Here is a 17,910-nt window from a genome sequence, read left to right as displayed (position 1 = left end):
GTAATATAGGTGGCTCAGGGCTCCGGCTCTGAACGCCTATTTGCGTCGATACTCGGGGAACTCGCGAGAGGCTACTTGGGGGGCGAAGTCCCATGGTGGGCAAGGTAAACGCTCTTGCGATCGACCTGCACTTCTGGATAGGCTCGCAACTATCAAGTCAGTCAATCTCATTGCCCAGGACGGGCGAGCACTCTCATGGCCCAGGATGGGCAAGCAATAGGATTGCCGTGCCGATAGCATTTCCGTCACGAAAGATACTTCGCCAAAACGCTTTCTCGCGTCTCTGCTCGATAATTGTCATCGCCTTTCTCGCGATGCAATTTCCTGCCACCAACAATTTTTCTTCGCTATCATCGCCCCTAGTTTGGGCGGATTCGCCGGAAACGGACGAAGCAGGTCGCGGGCCTGCTGAAACCAAGCAAGTCCAACGCAACCTGACGTCCAGCGACACGCTTCCAAGCGTCGTTCAAACGGATCTGCAACCCATCAAATGGACGCTGCAATCCGGCGAGTCCACCAACACAGATGCCGCCAGCACAAACGCTCCTTTCCCGTCCCTGCAAAACTGGGAACTATCGGTAACCTCGGCATCAGGCAATCGGCTCATTGAACGGGTCGCGGTTGAATGCGAGACACCAGTCGGTGTTACAGACTCACTGCCAACCCAATCGGGCAATCAACAAACAAGCTCGGATTCCAAATCGACTACGCTCGAATTTCTCGGAGAATGCGAACTGAGCCAAGTTTTGGCACCTGGCGTCTATGAGATTCGTGTCGAACCGTCCAAAGAAGACAAGCGATGGACTCAATTGCTGTCTTGGGATCGCGAAGCAGGCGAATCCGACACGTCGTATTCGTGGCCATTGATCGTTTTGCCCAGCGAAACAAGCAGCGACGGTCTGACGACTCCACCGAGTACGGCCAGCCAACTGTTACCCATCACGGAACGAACGAGTCAGCGTCCACTTTTTGTGCACTGGAATACGGAAGGTCGAAGCACATCGAATTTCATTCGTGATGGGAAAAATGACCACGAAAACCGAGACGTTCTACGAAACTCGCTGGCTTGGATTGTTCCAGGAGACAGCAATAATCCTTCCACGCCAGCCCAACAATGGGCGTCGCGTTTAAGCAACGTTGACACACGGTTGCAAGCGATTCAGTCCATTCAGGCGACCGGGATCTTGGTCGAAAAATCCAAACCAGCTACCAATCAGACGAGCAAAACGACGCCATCGGAAATCGAGGCAATCGCAGCTCAACAGATCGAAAACCAATACGTCGTCGCCAAAGCCCAACAAATGGGTTTCGTGGTGGGCCATGTTCAGGACGTCGAAGCCGCCCCCAGCATTCTGGGACAGCCACCTCAATCGATTGAGATTCAAGCCCGCGATGGGAAGACCTATTCCGTCGCCGATTTCCGCCGAGACTCACCAAGTTCTTTGCGCGGACAATTTGCACCCTCAATGCACGCTGCAACCGATACCGACGTGATTTGGTTCGGGTCCAAACCGAGACGATGGAAGCCGCAAACAGTCGATTCCAATAACGAGACGGTTTCGGTTCCCGCTTCCCCGCTAATTCAAAAAGACAATCAATTTCAATCACAAACCTGGTTAACCGACTGGTGCTCCTGGGTAGTACAGTTTCAAGCCTCCGAATCAATCGACCGCCATGGTTTGATCGTGGACGAGTCGCTGTTGGTGCAAGACACGTTGCCTGAATCGATCTCAATCAAGCATGCCACGCAACTTTGGCGTACTTGTTGGCAATCAGATTCTTATTGGCTAAGTGCTACGTCACGTACGAACGCTACAGCTGGTTCCTCCGCACCGGACTCATCCTCGTCCAGTCGCCCAGGTGCTGGGTTAGTCCAAATCCGTCGCAGTAAGATCAAAAACAAAACGGTTCTTGTGTGCATCAGCCGAGCCCCGTGGGCGACGCGTGTAACACTTCCGCTAGGTGAGACGGTTACTTGGGAACCGTCGGGCAATTCGGTTGTGGCGGACCTGCCACTTACCCGTCCAACTGCTTCTAGCATGGGTTCGACCATCGTACTGGCCCCGATGGCCGTTACGATTTGCCAAACCAACCATCCTATTACTCAGGATTTTGCTTACCTGGCTCAAATAGACGGTGGCTCGCAAGCGGTCGCAAAGCTTACCAGCGAGGTCACTCAAATCGTGTCGCACCTTGGTTTGCTAGGTGAACTGGCCAGCATGACCAAGCGTCCGACATCTCAAACTAGTGAATCGCAATCTTGGGCCAAACAAAGTCGCCAACCACGCCAATGGGTTCACCAAGCATCTGACCGCGGTTCATCAGGAACGCAACGCACGCAGTCTTGGGGTGCCTCGTTTTGGTCTTCCGATCGATGGAGCATCGGGCATTCCGTAGCGTCCAGTTCCAGCGAATCTTCGGCGTCAGCTAACGCACCGTCCACTACCGCTTTAGAGCAACTCGGCCATTCCCGACCCGACACAACCTCTGAAACACAATCGCTGGACCGAACATCAAGCGAACAAACATGTCGCAATCTGTTAACCAATGGCGGATTTGAAACTCCCTATGATGTCGGCGTTCCAGGTTGGATGCATTCCCAGCACCCGGCCGGTGCGGTCGAGATCGATCACATGGTCCGTCATGCGGGAAATCAGTCCATGCGACTCAGCGGCAAAGATGCTCGCGGGGCAACCGCGTGGTTAATCAGTCGCGACATCACACCACCGGAAACCGGCCGATTGGGCGTTGCCCTAACCGTCCGTGGCCAAGCACCGCTTCAAAGTAGCACTGCGATTGGCGAGGCAAGTTCCTCTTCCAATTCAGCCGCTTCGAAGAACAAAGCGAATACATCTTCGCCCGCGGTTTTACCACTGCGTGTCGCATTAGAAGGGCAATGCAACGGTAAGCCTGTCCGGCATTCGGAAACCATCAATGTGCCCGCCAATGGTCAGTGGCAATCCGAACGGATTGTGCTGCAGTGGTTGGACATGGACCTAAATTGCGATAGCGAATTGCATTTGGCAATCGACAACTTGTCGGATTCATCGGTTTGGATTGACGACATTGTCGTGACCGACTATTTCGCTAGCCAAGCGGAACGATCCGAACTGCAAAGCCTCGCCTACTTAGCCGTCCAAGGTTTGCAACACGCTGAACTCAGATCGACAGCCCGCTTGCTAAAAAACTTCTGGGCCAAAGAACTATTGAGAGTCGCGAAGGACACTCCTCTTTCTTCATTGACGCATCAATCGTCGTTGGCGGCCGAAAGCAATTCAACGACACGTCCAGGTGACTGGGGACCGCAATCGAGCCCGTCACGAATTGCTGAAAATCAATCGAACCAATCTGACCAAAGTTCTCGCTTCCCTAGCTCCGCTGTCCCGACCTTTCCCAAGGCGATGTGGAACGCAGCATCTGATGAAGCCAAACCGGCGACTCCGCCGAAACAGGAAGCTCAACCCAAGAAGCAAGAGAACGTTCCGGACGACAAACCGACATCGATTTCCCGACGGATTCGCCGCTGGGTTCCCTCTGCACTACGCTTTTGAAGACACCCGAGTTTTAAACACACAGAACTTTTAGAGACACGAGGATTAGGCAGCCCAAAAGTAGCTCAAGAAGTTTTCAGTCGGTGCATCACACCGTCCGGCACTTTTGAACATTCGATGCTTTTGAACTTATTCCGGTTTCGTGTCGTTTAGAAGTTGAGCCTAGCGGGAATTCTGAACTAGCAAATTCGGTCAACATCTGTATTTTCAATACGACCGTTTGATGACGGCACGCTGAAAAGCCAGACGGTTGTGTGGGTAATTAATTGGTTACAAGGCGGTGGATTGAAGACGTGAAGCGATCAAAGTGCGCCGATGCAACGGCTTACTTTTGAGCGTTTTGCGAAAGGTTATTTGTCGAGGGCTGTTCACAGCAGGCTGGTCCGATACCCGCTCTGTGGATAACGCTTGTCAGAACCGAACCGCATGAAACATTGTGTTACATTGCGACCCGAGATTTTTGTTTTTCTGCCTTGGTTGAGTTCAAATCATGAAGCACTGCAAAAAGAAACGCGTTCTCAAATGGTCGCTCGGATTGTTGAGTGCGGTGGTGTTTTTGGGCGGCGCAGTCGGTGCCTCGACATGGTGGGCATGGTCGCAATCTCGGCGGATCCCGGAGTTCTATACGCGGGCCAGGAACCAGTCCGGCCCCGTTGGTGAGATCGCTCGCACGACTCTGCAACATGATGTTGATCGAGCACGCGATGAAGCAGCACGACACACTTTTTGGAATGCTTCTTTTTCTGAAGAAGAGATCAACGCTTGGATGCAGGCGGAGTTGCCAGAACGCTTCAAGCGTTTGAGCACGCGTGGTGTGAGTGCGCCTGCGATCGCGATTGAAAACGGACAACTGTTCGCGGCCGCTCGTTATCAGTCCAAACGCTGGGACACCGTCGTGTCATGCAAGTTAAGCGTTGAGATGACTGAAGAGCCTAACATGCTGGCGATCGCATTATCGGATTTAAAAGCCGGAGCGTTGCCTTTGCCACTCGAACCGTTCGTTCGCCGGATCAGCAAAGAAGCGGCGATGGGTGACCTCGACATTCGTTGGGACTTCACCGATCGCGGACCAATCGCTTTGGTCACGGTCCCAAAAGACGATCCACACTTTGCCTTTCAGCCACTTGTGATTGAATCGGTTTGTCTGGTCGCTGGGCAGTTGCAACTTGGCGGCCGAGCAGGCACCGAAGCGCCTGTCGAATACTCGCCGAGAGGAAGCATTCACCAGTTCGTTTCCTACCGCAGACCTTCACAGAGCGACGAAACGATAACCCGCTAGCATTTGCAATCTCGCGGCTGACGAATGGCATTTGCCGAGCCGACCGCTACTTTTGTAGAGTCCCGACTGCTTCGGCAACGGAACTCGCGCCGATCTCTCGAAGAGCGCCTGGCAACTCGTCGATCAAACGCATCGACAATTTTGGATCGTAGTAGTTCGCGGTACCGATTTGTATCGCCGAAGCCCCCGTGACGATGAACTGCATCACATCGTCCAACGAGGCAACGCCGCCGATACCGATGATCGGAATCTCAACCGCCTGACGAACTTGATGAACGCATCGCAGTGCGATTGGTTTGATCGCTGGCCCACTTAATCCGCCCATGCCGTTACCGAGGATCGGTCGTTGCTTTCGCCAATCGACTGCGATACCTAAGACGGTATTGATCAAACATACCGCATCCGCTCCGCCCTTCGCCGCACCGGCAGCGATTGCTGCGATGCTGGTCACGTTGGGTGTCAGCTTGGCAAGGATCGGTGTTTCAGTCGCTTCACGAACCGATGCCACCACTCGCTCGCACGATTCCGCATTGGTTCCAAAGTCGATCCCACCGCTAACATTGGGACATGACAGGTTCAGCTCGATTGCGGCTACACCTTCACATTGACCGACGCGGCGTGCCAGCTCCGTAAAGTCCTCCACCGTTCGCCCGGCGACGCTGACCACGATCGGGGCGGCAAGCGTACTTAGATAGGGAAGGTGATGTTCGATAAAAGCATCGACACCGTCGTTATCCAGTCCGATGGCGTTGAGCAGGCCCGCGGACGTTTCAACTGTTCGCCACGGTGCGTTACCAATTCGAGGCTCCGCCGTGATCGTCTTAGGCAAGATTCCGCCCAGGCGATGCAAGTCAACAATGTGCTCCATCTCGCGGGCGTAACCGAAAGTGCCCGAAGCCACCATGATTGGATTGGGTAGCGTTAAACGACCGAGCGTCGTTTCCAGTGAAATGGATATTTCAGTTGACATAAGGATCTAGAAATGAAGTGGCTTAACGCTGGATCAAGCGGTCATGAATGTGATGAATTAGGCGAGTCGCGACATGCGGCTTGTCGCCTTCAATGGTCTCGATAATCTTGCCTTGAATGTCGAGCAGTTCGACATGATTGTCCATGGCATCAATCGCCTCGGGACCGTTGCTGACCATCAGGTCACAGTGTTTCTTTTGAAGCTTGACAGTTGCTCGAAAGTGCCGGTCATCGGTTTCCAAAGCGAATCCAACAACCCACTGGTCGGCCCGCTTGGATTGTCCCAACTGGGCGATCACATCCGGTGTCTCGATTAGTTCCAACTGAATCGGGCGTCCGGTTTTAGACAGTTTTTCGTTAGAGACTTGGTGGGGCATGTAGTCACACGGTGCCGCCGCACCGATCGCCCCGTCACACTTGGGGAACAACTCACCTGCGACCCGCAGCATGTCGTCAGTGGTGACAACGTCAATCACTTCAGCACCATCGGGATAACGAACCGCGACCGGTCCGGAAACCACGACCACATCATGTCCCTTGGCTAATGCTGCTTCGGCCAAAGACGCCCCCATTCGTCCGCTGGACGCATTAGTCAGATACCGAACCGGATCGAGATATTGTCGTGTAGGGCCTGACGTTATCAGAATACGAGCCTTCGTCACGCCAATTCGCCTTCGTCACTGGATGGCTGACGAGTATTCGCAGGGTCGCGAATGACGACTGAGATCAATTGGTTCAACCGATCCAAGGGGATGTTCATTCGCGCCGCGGCGAGCGCAAAGAGTCGTTTTTCCGACTCATCGAGATGCCCGTCGGCTGCCATCATGCGAATCAAATCGGCAAGCAGTTCTTCTCGCTGCTCCGGATCTGCGGGCAATTCCAACGCGGCATCGTCGCCTAGACCGAACGACAACGCGGATTCCAGTTCGGCTTGGCCAAAGCCTAATTCCACACATCGTTCGCCGACCAGATCGACCTCACGTTGGCCAATCGAGCCATCCGCGAGCGCCATGACAACGAGATTGCGAAGTTGACGCTGTCGCTGGGTATAAGATTGCTCGCTCATCGATTCCGGCTATCAAGGGGGACGAAATCAATCGTCGAGAAGAAAGTCGCTATCTTAACAAAAGAGAACTTCCCGAGTACCACACTCCCCGATTCGTCCAGCGGTTTCTCGCCAGACTTTCAGTGACGGCTACCGAGTTCGCCGTTTGGCTATTCCGCAGGTGTGTCCGCAGCCGGATCGAACCGTTTCCAGGCCCAAACGCAAACGGCGATCGAAATCCCCGCCAGCGTCCAAAACCCGAGAATACTTCCCGCGTACGCGACCGCGGGACACCATTCCGCCGGGATCAGCGCGACGCAAAGCAGCGTCCAGGCATACAGAAGTGCAGGAAAGAGCAGTAGCAAGACGCCCTTCCACAGAAATGTCACCTTCGCCCGAATCACCATCGCGATGCCTTGATCGTGCACGTGGTGTGGAAACATCAAAAACAACGCGTTCTCAATCGCAAAGGTCATCGTGGCTAGTGCCGGCAACGTGATCGCCAACCAAGCCACTTGATAGACGGACGTCGCGGCAATCGCGTACGCCGAAGCCAACGTCGCCCATTGGAATAGACTTGTGATCAGCACCGGCATCGAGATCATCGCAACACACATCGCCAGCGGCTTGACCGGGAAGGATCGCAAAAGCCACATCCGTTTTAAGTCACGCCGGAAATCGATTTGCAACGCGGGCGGAGCGAGCAGCAATGTGCTTAAAGCAATGCCGCCGATGACGAACATCCACTGTCGATTCGCCATGCCCGCTAACGCACTGTCGTTGGTGAGCAGCGGGGACAACGAAACCAGCAATGGAATCGCGAAACTAACAAGCACGTTGGTGCGGTAGCGAACCACACAGTGCCATTGACGCACGAAAATCGCTGCGATGCCAGAATTGATTGATGAACCCGCACGGCGACCGGCCGTTGTATTGGTAAACACGCCCACAATTCGAGCGACGGTATGATTTGAGCGACCGACTGCATTTTGACCGCGGGATCGCCCATCCAAACCGACCGGCGATTGTGTTTCCGACACCAGTCGCTGAAGTTGCAATTGTTCGTTGGCGTGCCGCTGGCTTAACGACCATTGGTCCAAACGCACATAGGCAAATAGCACTGCCGCGATCCACGCGAACGTCCCCGCTAAGGAAAGAGCACAGTGCAGCACCAGCCAATCAGCAGGAAAGATCAATGTTGCCCACTGCATGGGTTGGCACACCGCCAAATGGGACGCCGGCATCAAAGGGGTTGCCATCCACTGCACGGGTGTGCTCATGGCAAACTCCGCGGCTTCGCCAATCAGCGAAACCATGTATTGGGCAGGATCGCTTCCGGCGGGAGTCCGATTCCAGGTTTGCAGCCCGACCTGGGCTACCAGTGCGATCGCAATCAAAGCGGCAGCACCCTGGATCACCTTGCGTTCGCGAGGATTCAGTGCGTCCACGAATTGACTGATCAGCCGCCGAATCCATTCCAAGGTGAACAATGCCGCGAAGACACCAATCCACAAGCAAATGAGGCTAGGAACGTCGCGGTACAAAACTACACATAACAACGAGGTCTTGGCGGCCGTTGACGGCACAAGTCGCACGACTTCATGCAACGAAACAATGTTCCGTGGAAGTGGACCACCGTGAATCCACAATCCCATCGCCGGTGTCAGTGGACTGCCGGTTAAGGGAACCGACGAGATGCCGCCTGGCTTGGACCAGGCGTACTTGACTGCATGATAGATGGCATAGCAAACCATGCCGCCGGAAAGCCACAATTGCAACCGACTGGGGTCAACCACATCTCGCCGCGCCAGCACAGTCAAGCCCGCCAGTAGATACAGTCCGACAAAGGCGATTGCCAACATTGATGCAAACGCTTGGCGAGGCGATCCCAAACGCGCCAAAAATCGTTTGACGCGATAGCTCGTACGGATCGTTTCCAGATGCCATAAGGTGGTCACGGCATGCCAAACCGACTGGCTTGTGTCAGGATGCGTTGTCCGCGATTGTGGCAGTGGAATGCTCATTAAAAGACCGTCAATGAGTCTGCTGTACCGACGGCACTGCAAACCCCCGCTAGGTTGGGCGAGATCGGCGTGGATGAAACGTCTTTATCGCTCGAGTCCGCCTCCTTGGCGATCGCGGCAAAAAAGGCTTCCTCCAACGAATCCGCCTCCGGGAAGGATCGTCGAAGTTCCGACGTGCTGCCGTGATACTTCACTTCGCCGTGATGCATCATCCAAACTTGGTCGCACACGTCGGCAATCATGGCCAACAAGTGGCTACTGATAATCACCGTCCGGCCACCTTGAACGTAATCGCGAACGGATTGAAGCAGCATGCGAATGCCCGGCGGATCCAGCCCCGTCAACGGTTCGTCGAGCAACAAGACTGGTGGTGCAATTAGATAGGCACACGCGATAGCAAGCTTCTGGCGCATCCCACGCGATAGCGAGGTCACCGAGGCGTCATATTTCGGCATCAGCTCGAACCGCCGCAAAAGATCGAACGCCGTTGGACGGTGATCGCGAATTTGGTACAGACGAGCGACGAAATCCAAATGCTGGCCCACGGTCAGGTCATCAAAGAGTGGCGGATCGTCCGGCACGTAGGCGACGCTTCGCTTCAGCTCGATCTCGTCGGTGATGGGATCAAAACCGTTAACACAGATGTTTCCTGAAGTGGGTCGTAGCAAACCGGCCAGACATCGCAAAGTGGTTGTTTTTCCGGCACCATTGGGGCCCACCAGCCCACAAACCACCCCTGCGGGAATCGACACGCTGATATTCTTGACGGCGAGGGTGTCGTCGTAGAGTTTTTGAAGATCTCGAATCTGGATCATAGCCGAACCACAGCGGGTGGAATGTCTCGATAGACATTGAGATTGAAAGGCAGTATTGCTGTTCGCAACGCTACCCCACCTAGAACGTTTCACCAAAAACATCGATCCTGAACGACCGGCACGACCCCATTTTCTTCGCAAGTCGGTCGATTGTGCGGGCTGAAAGGCTCGCATCGGTTGCCGCTATCCAATAGTTCTTAATGAACAAGACGATTCACCCGCCACGAAAACCCCACGCTGAGTCGCCTGATTCCCGGCCTGGCTTCACATCCGAGCGCCCATCATCGGGGCCAGGGTCTTCTACGGACCCAGCTTCGAAGATTTCCGGTGCTTCGGTGGTACCTGGGGCTTCCGTGGTATCCGGGTCTCCAGCGGAAACCACACCGACTAAAACCAAAGGTTCGACGCGTGCGTCAGCATGGGAACCGCTGCGTTTACCGCTTTTCCGAATGTTTTGGCTCGCGTCGTTGGCGTCCAACCTAGGTACCTGGATTCACGAAGTGGGCGCGGGGTGGTTGATGACAACCCTGGACGCCAGCCCTGAAATGGTGGCCTCGGTTCGCACCGCGATGACCTTGCCCATCGTTTTTTTGGCGATTCCCGCCGGCGTTTTAGCTGACCGAGTTGATAAACGACGGTTGCTCATGATGACCCAAGGGCTGCTGTTCGCGGTCACGGCCGCACTGGCGGTCTTAACATTCACCGGTCACATCACCGCTTGGGGACTCTTAGGCCTAACGTTTGTGCTAGGGCTGGGGATGGTCGTCCATGTCCCGACGTGGCAGGCAGCGATTCCCGAGCTGGTGCCACGATCTCAAATTCCCCAAGCCGTCGGTTTGGGAAGCATCAGTTTCAATCTCGCCCGCACCCTAGGGCCCGCCTTAGGTGGCGTGTTGATCGCAGTTCTGGGTTTATGGAGCACGTTCGCCTTCAACGCGTTCACGTTCGCATGTGTTGTCGGTGTACTGGCTTCTTGGAAGCGAACCACCATCGAAGACAGTCGTGGTCGCTCGTTCTGGGCATCGACCCGCCAGGGCGTTCGTTTCGTCGCTCGGCATTCGGTGATGCGAAACGTGATGCTCGGCGTTGCTCTTTTCGTGATCCCCGGCAGTGTGCTGTGGTCATTGCTGCCGCTGTATGCCAAGACTCAACTGGGCTGGGGTGCACAAGGTTTCGGCGTCATGGTCGCGTGTGTCGGAGCCGGAGCCGTCGTCGGGGCATCGATGCTGCCTCGTTTGCGACACCGGTTTGGCTCGGATCGCTTGGTCGCCGCTTCAATGAGCCTATATGCATGCGGTTTAATCGTGATGAGCTACTCACCATCGTGGCAGTACTTGTTGCCGTCCATTGTGCTAATGGGTGCGGGCTGGATGGCCACCCTCACCACGCTCAACGCAACCGCCCAAATCACATTGCCACCTCGACTGCGGGCCCGTGGGATGGGTTGCTACCTGACCATGATGGCTGGATCGATGGCGATTGGCTCATTGACCTGGGGACAGATCGCCGGCGCCATCGGCATCAATGGTGCTTTCCTCGCCAGCGGGGTGGTGATGCTCTTTACCGCAGCGGCTGGTTTGTTGCTCCCGCTCTCAACGCGTCTAGACGACTAGCGGATTGCCAGCGTTGAATTCGCGGGTCGCCGCAGTGAACGAGATGCGAAGATTCTTTCTTGCCTTTGCGTAAAGGGACGGGAGCGTCGCTTCGCCCACCGGCAAGATGCAAACGAAGATCACCACCGTGCTGAAAACCGGTGCAGACCGATTGCGTTACTCGTCACAAACCATGTGAAACTCGAACGCAACGTGAACACCAAGTGTTTCACGATCAATCCACGGCGCCCCGAGTGACGCAAATGTTCACTTTGCTCTGGCGGTGACGAATTTGCCGATTGTATTCAATGTTTGGTTTGTCGATGCCGATCAAACCGAAAGTGCTATCACACAATCGTTCATTCGTTTTGATCCACCGCATGGACTTCGCTGTCTTTGGGGCTAGCCAGTCCAGCAAATACAGCCCGTCCACAACGGAGCGGCCACATGATCTTGTTCATCGTCAAACTCATCAGCAGCATTCGCAAGGCGATTGCGGGACGGAAACATCCGTCTCAACTCGCCTGGGGAGTTGCCTTAGGCGTGCTGTTGGGGCTCATTCCTCACGGCAACTTGCTAGCCGTGGCCATGGTGTTGGTCGTACTGATGCTGCAAGTGAACCACGCGATGGTTGCCCTGGTGGGCGTGGGACTGACGTTCTTTGCCGCCAAGCTTGACCCGCAGTTCGACGCACTGGGCCGCTGGATTTTTGAACAACCCGATGTCGCACGAGCCCTTGCATCCGCTTGGCAATTGCCGCTGGTGCCTTGGACGGACCTGAACAACACCGTCGTGATGGGCAGTTTCGTTATCGGCCTTGCTTCGGTGTTGCCGTGTTTCATGCTGACCTATCCGGTTTTCAAACGCTGGGCCTTGGCACTCGACGAAGCCAACGAAGACGAAGTCATTCGAGCAGACGAAAAAGTCAGTCGCTTCAAAAGCGAGCTACACAAAGACTCAACGCCAGAACCTTTCGCAGATCAACGCACCCACGAAGCGCATCGCCAAGCCGGCCCGCATATTCGGCCAGCGACTCCGGCACATACGAACTCGAACACTTCAGGCCAGCCCACCGACACCGCGCAACGCTCGCCGATGATCGCCAGCTCAGGCCGCGTGTACGACGTCCGCCGGATCGACGACGCACAAACCGTCGCGATGCCTGCGGCTCACTCCACCGAGTCACCCAAGCAACAGCCGACCAAGGTGGCGATCGCCGCGGCCGGCTCTAGCAAATCACACATTGATGTCCAAGCTGACAATGCGTCGGCTGACGACCAGCAGAAAATTGACGAAGCACTGAATTACTTGCTTCGCCAGTTGCGAGATTCCAAAGATAAGGATGCGGCATGATTCGTTGGCGATTTATTTTGACGCGGCTCATTATCATGGTCGCCATTCTGATGATCTTGCGATGGGGCCTCGGCCCGATGGCAGGCTTCATCACCGTCACGGGACTGGAAGCCTCAACGGGCGCGAAAGCAGAGATCGGCAAGACCCGAGTGGACTTGTTTCCACCGCGGATCCGTTACACCAATCTGCACATCGCCGATCCTCGTGATGGCAAGGAACTCCGCGACGCCTTCGCCGCCGATTCGGTGGACTTGGTCATCGATGGTGACGCCTTGTTGCGTCGACGTTGGGTGATCAGCCAGGGCAAAATCTCGGGCCTCGAAATCGGATCCCAACGTGAGTTGTCTGGCCACTATGAAGAGGAAGCTCCGGCTACCGATTCGGACGGCGCTGGATCGATGATCGAAAAGCTATTAGCCAACGCCACCGAAGGTCTTGGCGACCAAGTCGAATCGATGGGCGAGAACCTGCAAACGGTTCGCACGGGTGACGAGATTCGTCGCAAGTGGAAATCGGAATACGAAACGCTCGTTACTCGAGCTCGCAACCTAGAAGAGCGCGTTCGCACCATCCGTGATGCCGCGAAGGGAATCGATAACCCTCTGCGTGATTGGCCTGAACTGGAACGCACGCTTAATGAAGCTCGCCAAGCTCGTGAAGACCTGCTTGTCGTTCGTCAAGCAATGGATCAACTTCCCGATCAAATGCGAGCTGACCTGCAACGTTTGGAACAAGCTCGCCAAGCTGACCTCGCGATGGTCGACCAATACGTCCCTGGCAACTTAGCCGACTCCAAGAACTTCGGTGTCGACCTGATCACTGCGGAGATCCGCAAATCACTAGCACAATTACGCGGCTATCTGGATGGTGGACGCACGCTGGCGAACTACACCGTGGTGGCTCCTGACGCGGAGCGAATTCGCGGTGAAGACTTCGACTTCCTAGGACGCTCGCGACGGCCCGAAATGCTGATCCGCGAATGCGAAGTCTCGGGTCTGATGCGAGCCGACGGGAAAGCCTACACCCTGACTGGTGTGGTCGAAAACATGACCCCACAACCACAACTACTCGAAACTCCAACCCGCGCACGTTTGTTGTTGGAAGGTCCTGAAACGGTCCAAGTCGATTACACCCGTGATCGTCGCGAAGGCGAGCAACTGGATCGACTGACACTCCACTGGCCGCAGATGAAAGCGGACACGATGCGTCTGGGCGATCGCAAGAAAGCTGGGTTGGCAATTTCCGGCGGTCAACGCGAAGTGTGGGTTCAACTGGACAGTCGCGGCGAAACGGTTCAAGGTCGCCTAGTCAGCAAACAAGTTGGCGTGAACTTGCACCTCGACGTCGCTGGCAAAGCCGCCACCTCGTCCGCCGTGATGAGCATGAATCAGTCTTTGGCCAACGTCGACACGATCGAAGTCGACGCCCAATTCAGAGGCGATTGGCGTGATATGGACTTGGATCTCAACACCAATTTGGGCCGTGTCTTCAACGATGCTGCCCGCGGAGTGATCGCTCAGCAAGTAGCGTCCAACAAAGCCAAGCTGACGGCCAAGGTCGAAGATGTTCACCGCGAACAAATGCTCGAACTTCGCGAATGGATGTCCAACCAACAAAACGAAGCTCAAAGCTTGCTAGCGAAGGCGGATCAATCCATCGAGGAAATGAGCCAAAAGGTCTTATCCGAAGTGGGCGACGCCGACAGCTACTTGGGCAAATTGCGAACCGCGTTTGGCAAAAGCCTACGCTAGATCCGCTACCGGTCGACATCGGGGTGGTTGAAATTCCTCGGTTTCGGCACCGGTATTTGATTTTCAATACTGGCATTCCGATCGATCGGCTGTCATCCTAAGCAGGGTTCAAGACCCTGCTTTTTTTATGCATGTGGGGTTCCTGTCTACACCGTTTCCCATCCGCCTGAACCATGCCTGTTACTGAAATTGCCCCGCTCCGAATTGGTGACCTCGTCATCGATCCGCCGATCCTGCAAGCTCCCATGGCGGGCTTTACCAACGCGGCTTTCCGCCAAATCGTGCGAGACTTTGGCGGCGCGGGATTGTTGGCGACCGAGATGGTGAACGCCCGAGGTTTTGTCTGGATGGACGAAAACGAAGCCGAACATCCCGATCGGCTTTGGGGCGTCGCTGATGAACCCCGGCCGCTAGCGGTTCAGATTTGGGACAACGATCCCGAGACCATGGCCAAGGTGGGCCGCCGACTGGTCGAGGAGTACCAGGTCAGCATCGTCGACATCAACTTTGGATGCCCCGTACGCCAGGTCACTCAAAAGGCTCACAGCGGAAGCTATCTGTTGCGTGAACCGCAGCGGATGCACGCCATCATCAGCCAGCTCGTCGAGGCGTGCTCGCCAACACCCGTGACGGCCAAGATCCGCCTGGGGTGCCATCCCGACAACATCAACTGCAACGAGATCGCCAAGGTCGTCGAAGAGGCCGGTGCGGCCGCGTTGACCGTTCACGGGCGTACGGCGGCTGACATGTTCCGAGGTAACGCCGATTGGGACCGAATCGGCGAAATCAAATCGCATCTTAGAAACATCCCGCTGATCGGCAACGGAGATCTCGACAGTGCGGAGAAGGTACTCGCCGCGTTTGAGAACTACGACGTCGACGCCGTCATGATCGCCCGTGCCTGCCTCGGTCGCCCTTGGCTGTTCGCTCAAGCAGCCGCAGCCCTACGCGGTGAGCCGGTTCCGCCAGAGCCAACCTTGGTGGAACAACGCGACGTGATGCTGCGACATTACCAATTGGTTGTTGATCGCTTTGGTGAAGAAAAAGCAACCATCCTGATGCGGAAGTACGCTTGCTGTTATGCACAAGGCAAACATGGTGCTCGCTTCTTTCGAACACACGTCGCCAAGGTATCGACCGCCGAAGAATTTCATCAGGTCGTCGACGAGTACTTTCCTGTAGCGGTCCCAGAGCCGACTGACACGCGGGCAGCGGATAAAGAGGCTCAATCGAGCTAGAGGGTGAACCGAGCCGGATCCGTTGACTGGCGAGTGGGCACGACATCGAAAACATCGATGCTCCCGCAATCAACCAGATCGTTCTGGTAGCCAGCGGCGATGAGGTTCTTCCCGCCCTGGGTCAGCGACAATCGGGTCGCAAGCGTTTCAGCGTCGGTCACCTTGTCGTGGCTAATACAGTGCTGCCAAGCGGCTAACGCGATCGCTCCGGAATCGTTGATCAAATCCAGCGGTCCGTCAAAGAAGCGTGCCGTGTCGCTAAGTTTCTTATGACAAACAGCCAGCAGGGCACCAGCCAACAAAACATCTTCGCCCGTCACGGCACCGTTGGTTCCCGCACAAACGATCCGCAGCAAACCGTCGCTGCTCATCGTGTCGGTGATCCGCTGCGCAACGGCGCTTAGATTCGCGAAGCACGCTAGCAACATTCCGTCGCAATTGGCGGCGGCCTCGATCGCACGCGTGCCATTCGTGGTCGTCATGATCAGATCACGCTCACCCACACCCGCGGGCGAATACTCGCTGGGTGAATTACCGAAATCGAATCCTTCGATTGGCTTGCACTCACGCTCACCGCACAACAACGGAACCATGTCGCCGGACGCCTCCGCCTTGATTGCGAAAGCTTCCTCGACGGACGAGCACGCCGTTATCGAGCGTGCTCCCGCGGCCATGGCCGTTGCCGCAACCGTCGTCGCTCGCAACACATCGATCACAACCGCCAGTTCCGCATGACTGCGTTCCGATGGCGCGACCGCGGACGGCGACAACCAAACTTCAACATTCACAGATCGTTGGCCTATTCGTAATCACGAACTTGTCGAGCGATCGCCAACGCCAATGCATCGCGAACACTTTCGATCGTGATCCGGTCGAAGATCTGCTGGAAGAACCCGCTAACGATCATTCGCACAGCTTCTTCCCGCGTGAAACCACGGCAAGTCGCGTAGAAGATTTGCTCTTCATCAACCTTGGCGGTCGTGCTGCCGTGAGTGCAACGCACGTCGTCAGCTTCGATCTCCAGTCCTGGAATCGAATCGGCACGTGAATGATTCGACAACACAAGGTTGTCATTACGCTGATAACCGTCGGTCTTTTGGGCTTTCTTATCGACCTTGATCATCCCACGCCAAACCGTCCGGCTCTTGTCCTGTTGAGCGGATTTATACAAGAAGTCGCTGTGACAGCTTGGTGCACGGTGATGTTGTTGCGTGTGATAAGCAATGTGCTGGCGTCCTTCGGTGAACAACACGCCATTGACTTGCGAATCCGCACCGGGACCGACCAAGTCGACGGTCTGGTTCACCTTTGCCAGGCCCGAGCCCATCGCGGCAACGGTCCACTGCAAAGTGGAATCACGATCAACGGTCGCTTTCTGGTGCGCGAAGTGATAGGTCTTGTGACCCCACTCTTGCATGTTGACGTAACGAAGGTGCGAGTTGCCTTTTTGAATAATCTCGACCGCACCCATGTGCAGTCCGCCGGCTTCGGTGTTCACGCTGTTGCACTCGTGAATCACAGTCGCTTCCGCACCTTCGTCCAAGACGATCAAGGTGTGGGACGTTTCGCTTCCGCCGTCGGTCATGACCGAACCGATGTAAAGCGGCTTCTCCAGTACGACCCCCTTGGGAACGTACAAGAATTGGCCACCGGACCAAAACGCGGCATGCAGCGCGGCGAACTTGTCGTAATCCGGATCAACAACCGTGTACAAGTACGGACGGACTTGGTCAGGCGTTTCCGAACAGTAACGTTCCAGGCTTCCGAACAGAACTCCCTTAGCAGCCAGTTCGTCGTCCAAGTGCTCGGACGTGATGCGGCTATCGACGGTCGTCATCACTCCACCGGGATCGATTCCCTCGCGAAGTTGAGCCACGTCAGGGATGTCGGCTAGGTCGGAGCCCACGCCAGGTGGCGAGTACTTCTTAAGCTGGAAGATGCGGTTGTCGGTACGAATCCATTCCTCGCTACGTCGCTCGGGCCAATCCATCGCATCAGCGTGGGAGAACGAATCACGGCGAAGGGTGGTTAACCACTCCGGCTCGCCGGCGCGAGTTTCGAGAAATGCTTCGAAGCCAACAGCGTCGAAGGTTTGGGTAGTAGTAGCAGTCATGAAAAAGATGTCAGTATTCAGATGTCAGTTAGCGGTAATAGCATGGCAGCGCCAGAAATCAGTTCCCTTGAAAGCCCGTGTGACGGGGTTTGCGATCAGCCTTTACGACGAGGCCCGGCGGCGGGCTCTTACAATCGGTCCAGGCTATGGTCAGGGATTCAGGATCAGGCATTTGTCGTG

The 17,910-nt window shown here is 55.6% G+C and carries 13 protein-coding genes; 6 read left to right on the top strand and 7 right to left on the bottom strand.

Annotation, left to right across the window (positions count from 1 at the left end; genetic code table 11):
• Positions 1-314 precede the first annotated feature (314 nt).
• Together ACR3ZL_RS05485 and ACR3ZL_RS05480 are read left to right on the top strand one after the other, a co-directional pair.
• On the top strand, positions 315-3,551 hold the full coding sequence (locus tag ACR3ZL_RS05485) for a hypothetical protein (protein WP_473648894.1): 3,237 nt from the start codon (positions 315-317) through the stop codon (positions 3,549-3,551).
• Positions 3,552-4,041: 490 nt separating this feature from the next.
• Positions 4,042-4,830: a hypothetical protein gene (locus tag ACR3ZL_RS05480; protein WP_486173258.1), complete on the top strand. Its 789-nt coding sequence runs from the start codon at positions 4,042-4,044 to the stop codon at positions 4,828-4,830.
• Between the two features lie 46 nt (positions 4,831-4,876).
• On the opposite strand, the gene ACR3ZL_RS05475 is transcribed toward ACR3ZL_RS05480, so the two are convergent.
• The 5 genes from ACR3ZL_RS05475 to ACR3ZL_RS05455 form a co-directional block, all read right to left on the bottom strand.
• Positions 4,877-5,800 carry a dihydroorotate dehydrogenase gene (locus tag ACR3ZL_RS05475; protein ID WP_486173257.1) on the bottom strand — a complete coding sequence of 308 codons (924 nt, stop codon included), beginning with the start codon at positions 5,798-5,800 and terminating at the stop codon, positions 4,877-4,879.
• Between the two features lie 22 nt (positions 5,801-5,822).
• A complete protein-coding gene (locus ACR3ZL_RS05470; RefSeq protein WP_473653396.1) occupies positions 5,823-6,443 on the bottom strand; it encodes a phosphopantothenoylcysteine decarboxylase domain-containing protein in 621 nt (206 codons plus the stop codon).
• A 14-nt stretch (positions 6,444-6,457) separates the two neighbouring features.
• Positions 6,458-6,865, bottom strand: coding sequence for a tellurite resistance TerB family protein (locus tag ACR3ZL_RS05465; protein WP_473648897.1), 408 nt, complete (start codon positions 6,863-6,865; stop codon positions 6,458-6,460).
• A 149-nt stretch (positions 6,866-7,014) separates the two neighbouring features.
• Complete coding sequence (locus ACR3ZL_RS05460; protein ID WP_473648898.1) at positions 7,015-8,868, bottom strand: hypothetical protein; 1,854 nt, start codon at positions 8,866-8,868, stop codon at positions 7,015-7,017.
• On the bottom strand, positions 8,868-9,683 hold the full coding sequence (locus ACR3ZL_RS05455) for an ABC transporter ATP-binding protein (RefSeq protein WP_473648899.1): 816 nt from the start codon (positions 9,681-9,683) through the stop codon (positions 8,868-8,870). The genes ACR3ZL_RS05460 and ACR3ZL_RS05455 overlap by 1 nt, the downstream gene beginning before the upstream one ends.
• 335 nt (positions 9,684-10,018) lie before the next feature.
• On the opposite strand from ACR3ZL_RS05455, the gene ACR3ZL_RS05450 reads away from it, so the two are divergent.
• The 4 genes from ACR3ZL_RS05450 (at position 10,019) to dusB (ending at position 15,617) form a co-directional block, all read left to right on the top strand.
• Positions 10,019-11,296 (top strand): MFS transporter, encoded by a 1,278-nt coding sequence (locus tag ACR3ZL_RS05450; RefSeq protein ID WP_486173567.1) that lies wholly within the window; start codon positions 10,019-10,021, stop codon positions 11,294-11,296.
• 426 nt (positions 11,297-11,722) lie between these two features.
• Positions 11,723-12,628 (top strand): TIGR03546 family protein, encoded by a 906-nt coding sequence (locus tag ACR3ZL_RS05445; RefSeq protein ID WP_473648901.1) that lies wholly within the window; start codon positions 11,723-11,725, stop codon positions 12,626-12,628.
• Positions 12,625-14,379 carry a TIGR03545 family protein gene (locus tag ACR3ZL_RS05440; protein WP_473648902.1) on the top strand — a complete coding sequence of 585 codons (1,755 nt, stop codon included), beginning with the start codon at positions 12,625-12,627 and terminating at the stop codon, positions 14,377-14,379. Before ACR3ZL_RS05445 ends, ACR3ZL_RS05440 begins: the two co-directional genes overlap by 4 nt.
• Positions 14,380-14,552: 173 nt before the next feature.
• Positions 14,553-15,617, top strand: coding sequence for a tRNA dihydrouridine synthase DusB (gene dusB, locus ACR3ZL_RS05435; RefSeq protein ID WP_473648903.1), 1,065 nt, complete (start codon positions 14,553-14,555; stop codon positions 15,615-15,617).
• Here the strand turns inward: dusB and ACR3ZL_RS05430 are convergent.
• On the bottom strand, positions 15,614-16,405 hold the full coding sequence (locus tag ACR3ZL_RS05430) for a 2-phosphosulfolactate phosphatase (RefSeq protein ID WP_473648904.1): 792 nt from the start codon (positions 16,403-16,405) through the stop codon (positions 15,614-15,616). The two genes, dusB and ACR3ZL_RS05430, sit on opposite strands and share 4 nt — an antisense overlap.
• Before the next feature lie 11 nt (positions 16,406-16,416).
• The gene (gene sufD / locus ACR3ZL_RS05425) at positions 16,417-17,730 is read right to left on the bottom strand and encodes a Fe-S cluster assembly protein SufD (protein WP_473648905.1); all 1,314 of its coding nucleotides are present in this window, start codon (positions 17,728-17,730) and stop codon (positions 16,417-16,419) included.
• Positions 17,731-17,910: the final 180 nt, after the last annotated feature.

The organism is Rhodopirellula sp. J20-39, assembly GCF_057365095.1.
This window is presented reverse-complemented; position numbering and strand designations above follow the sequence as displayed.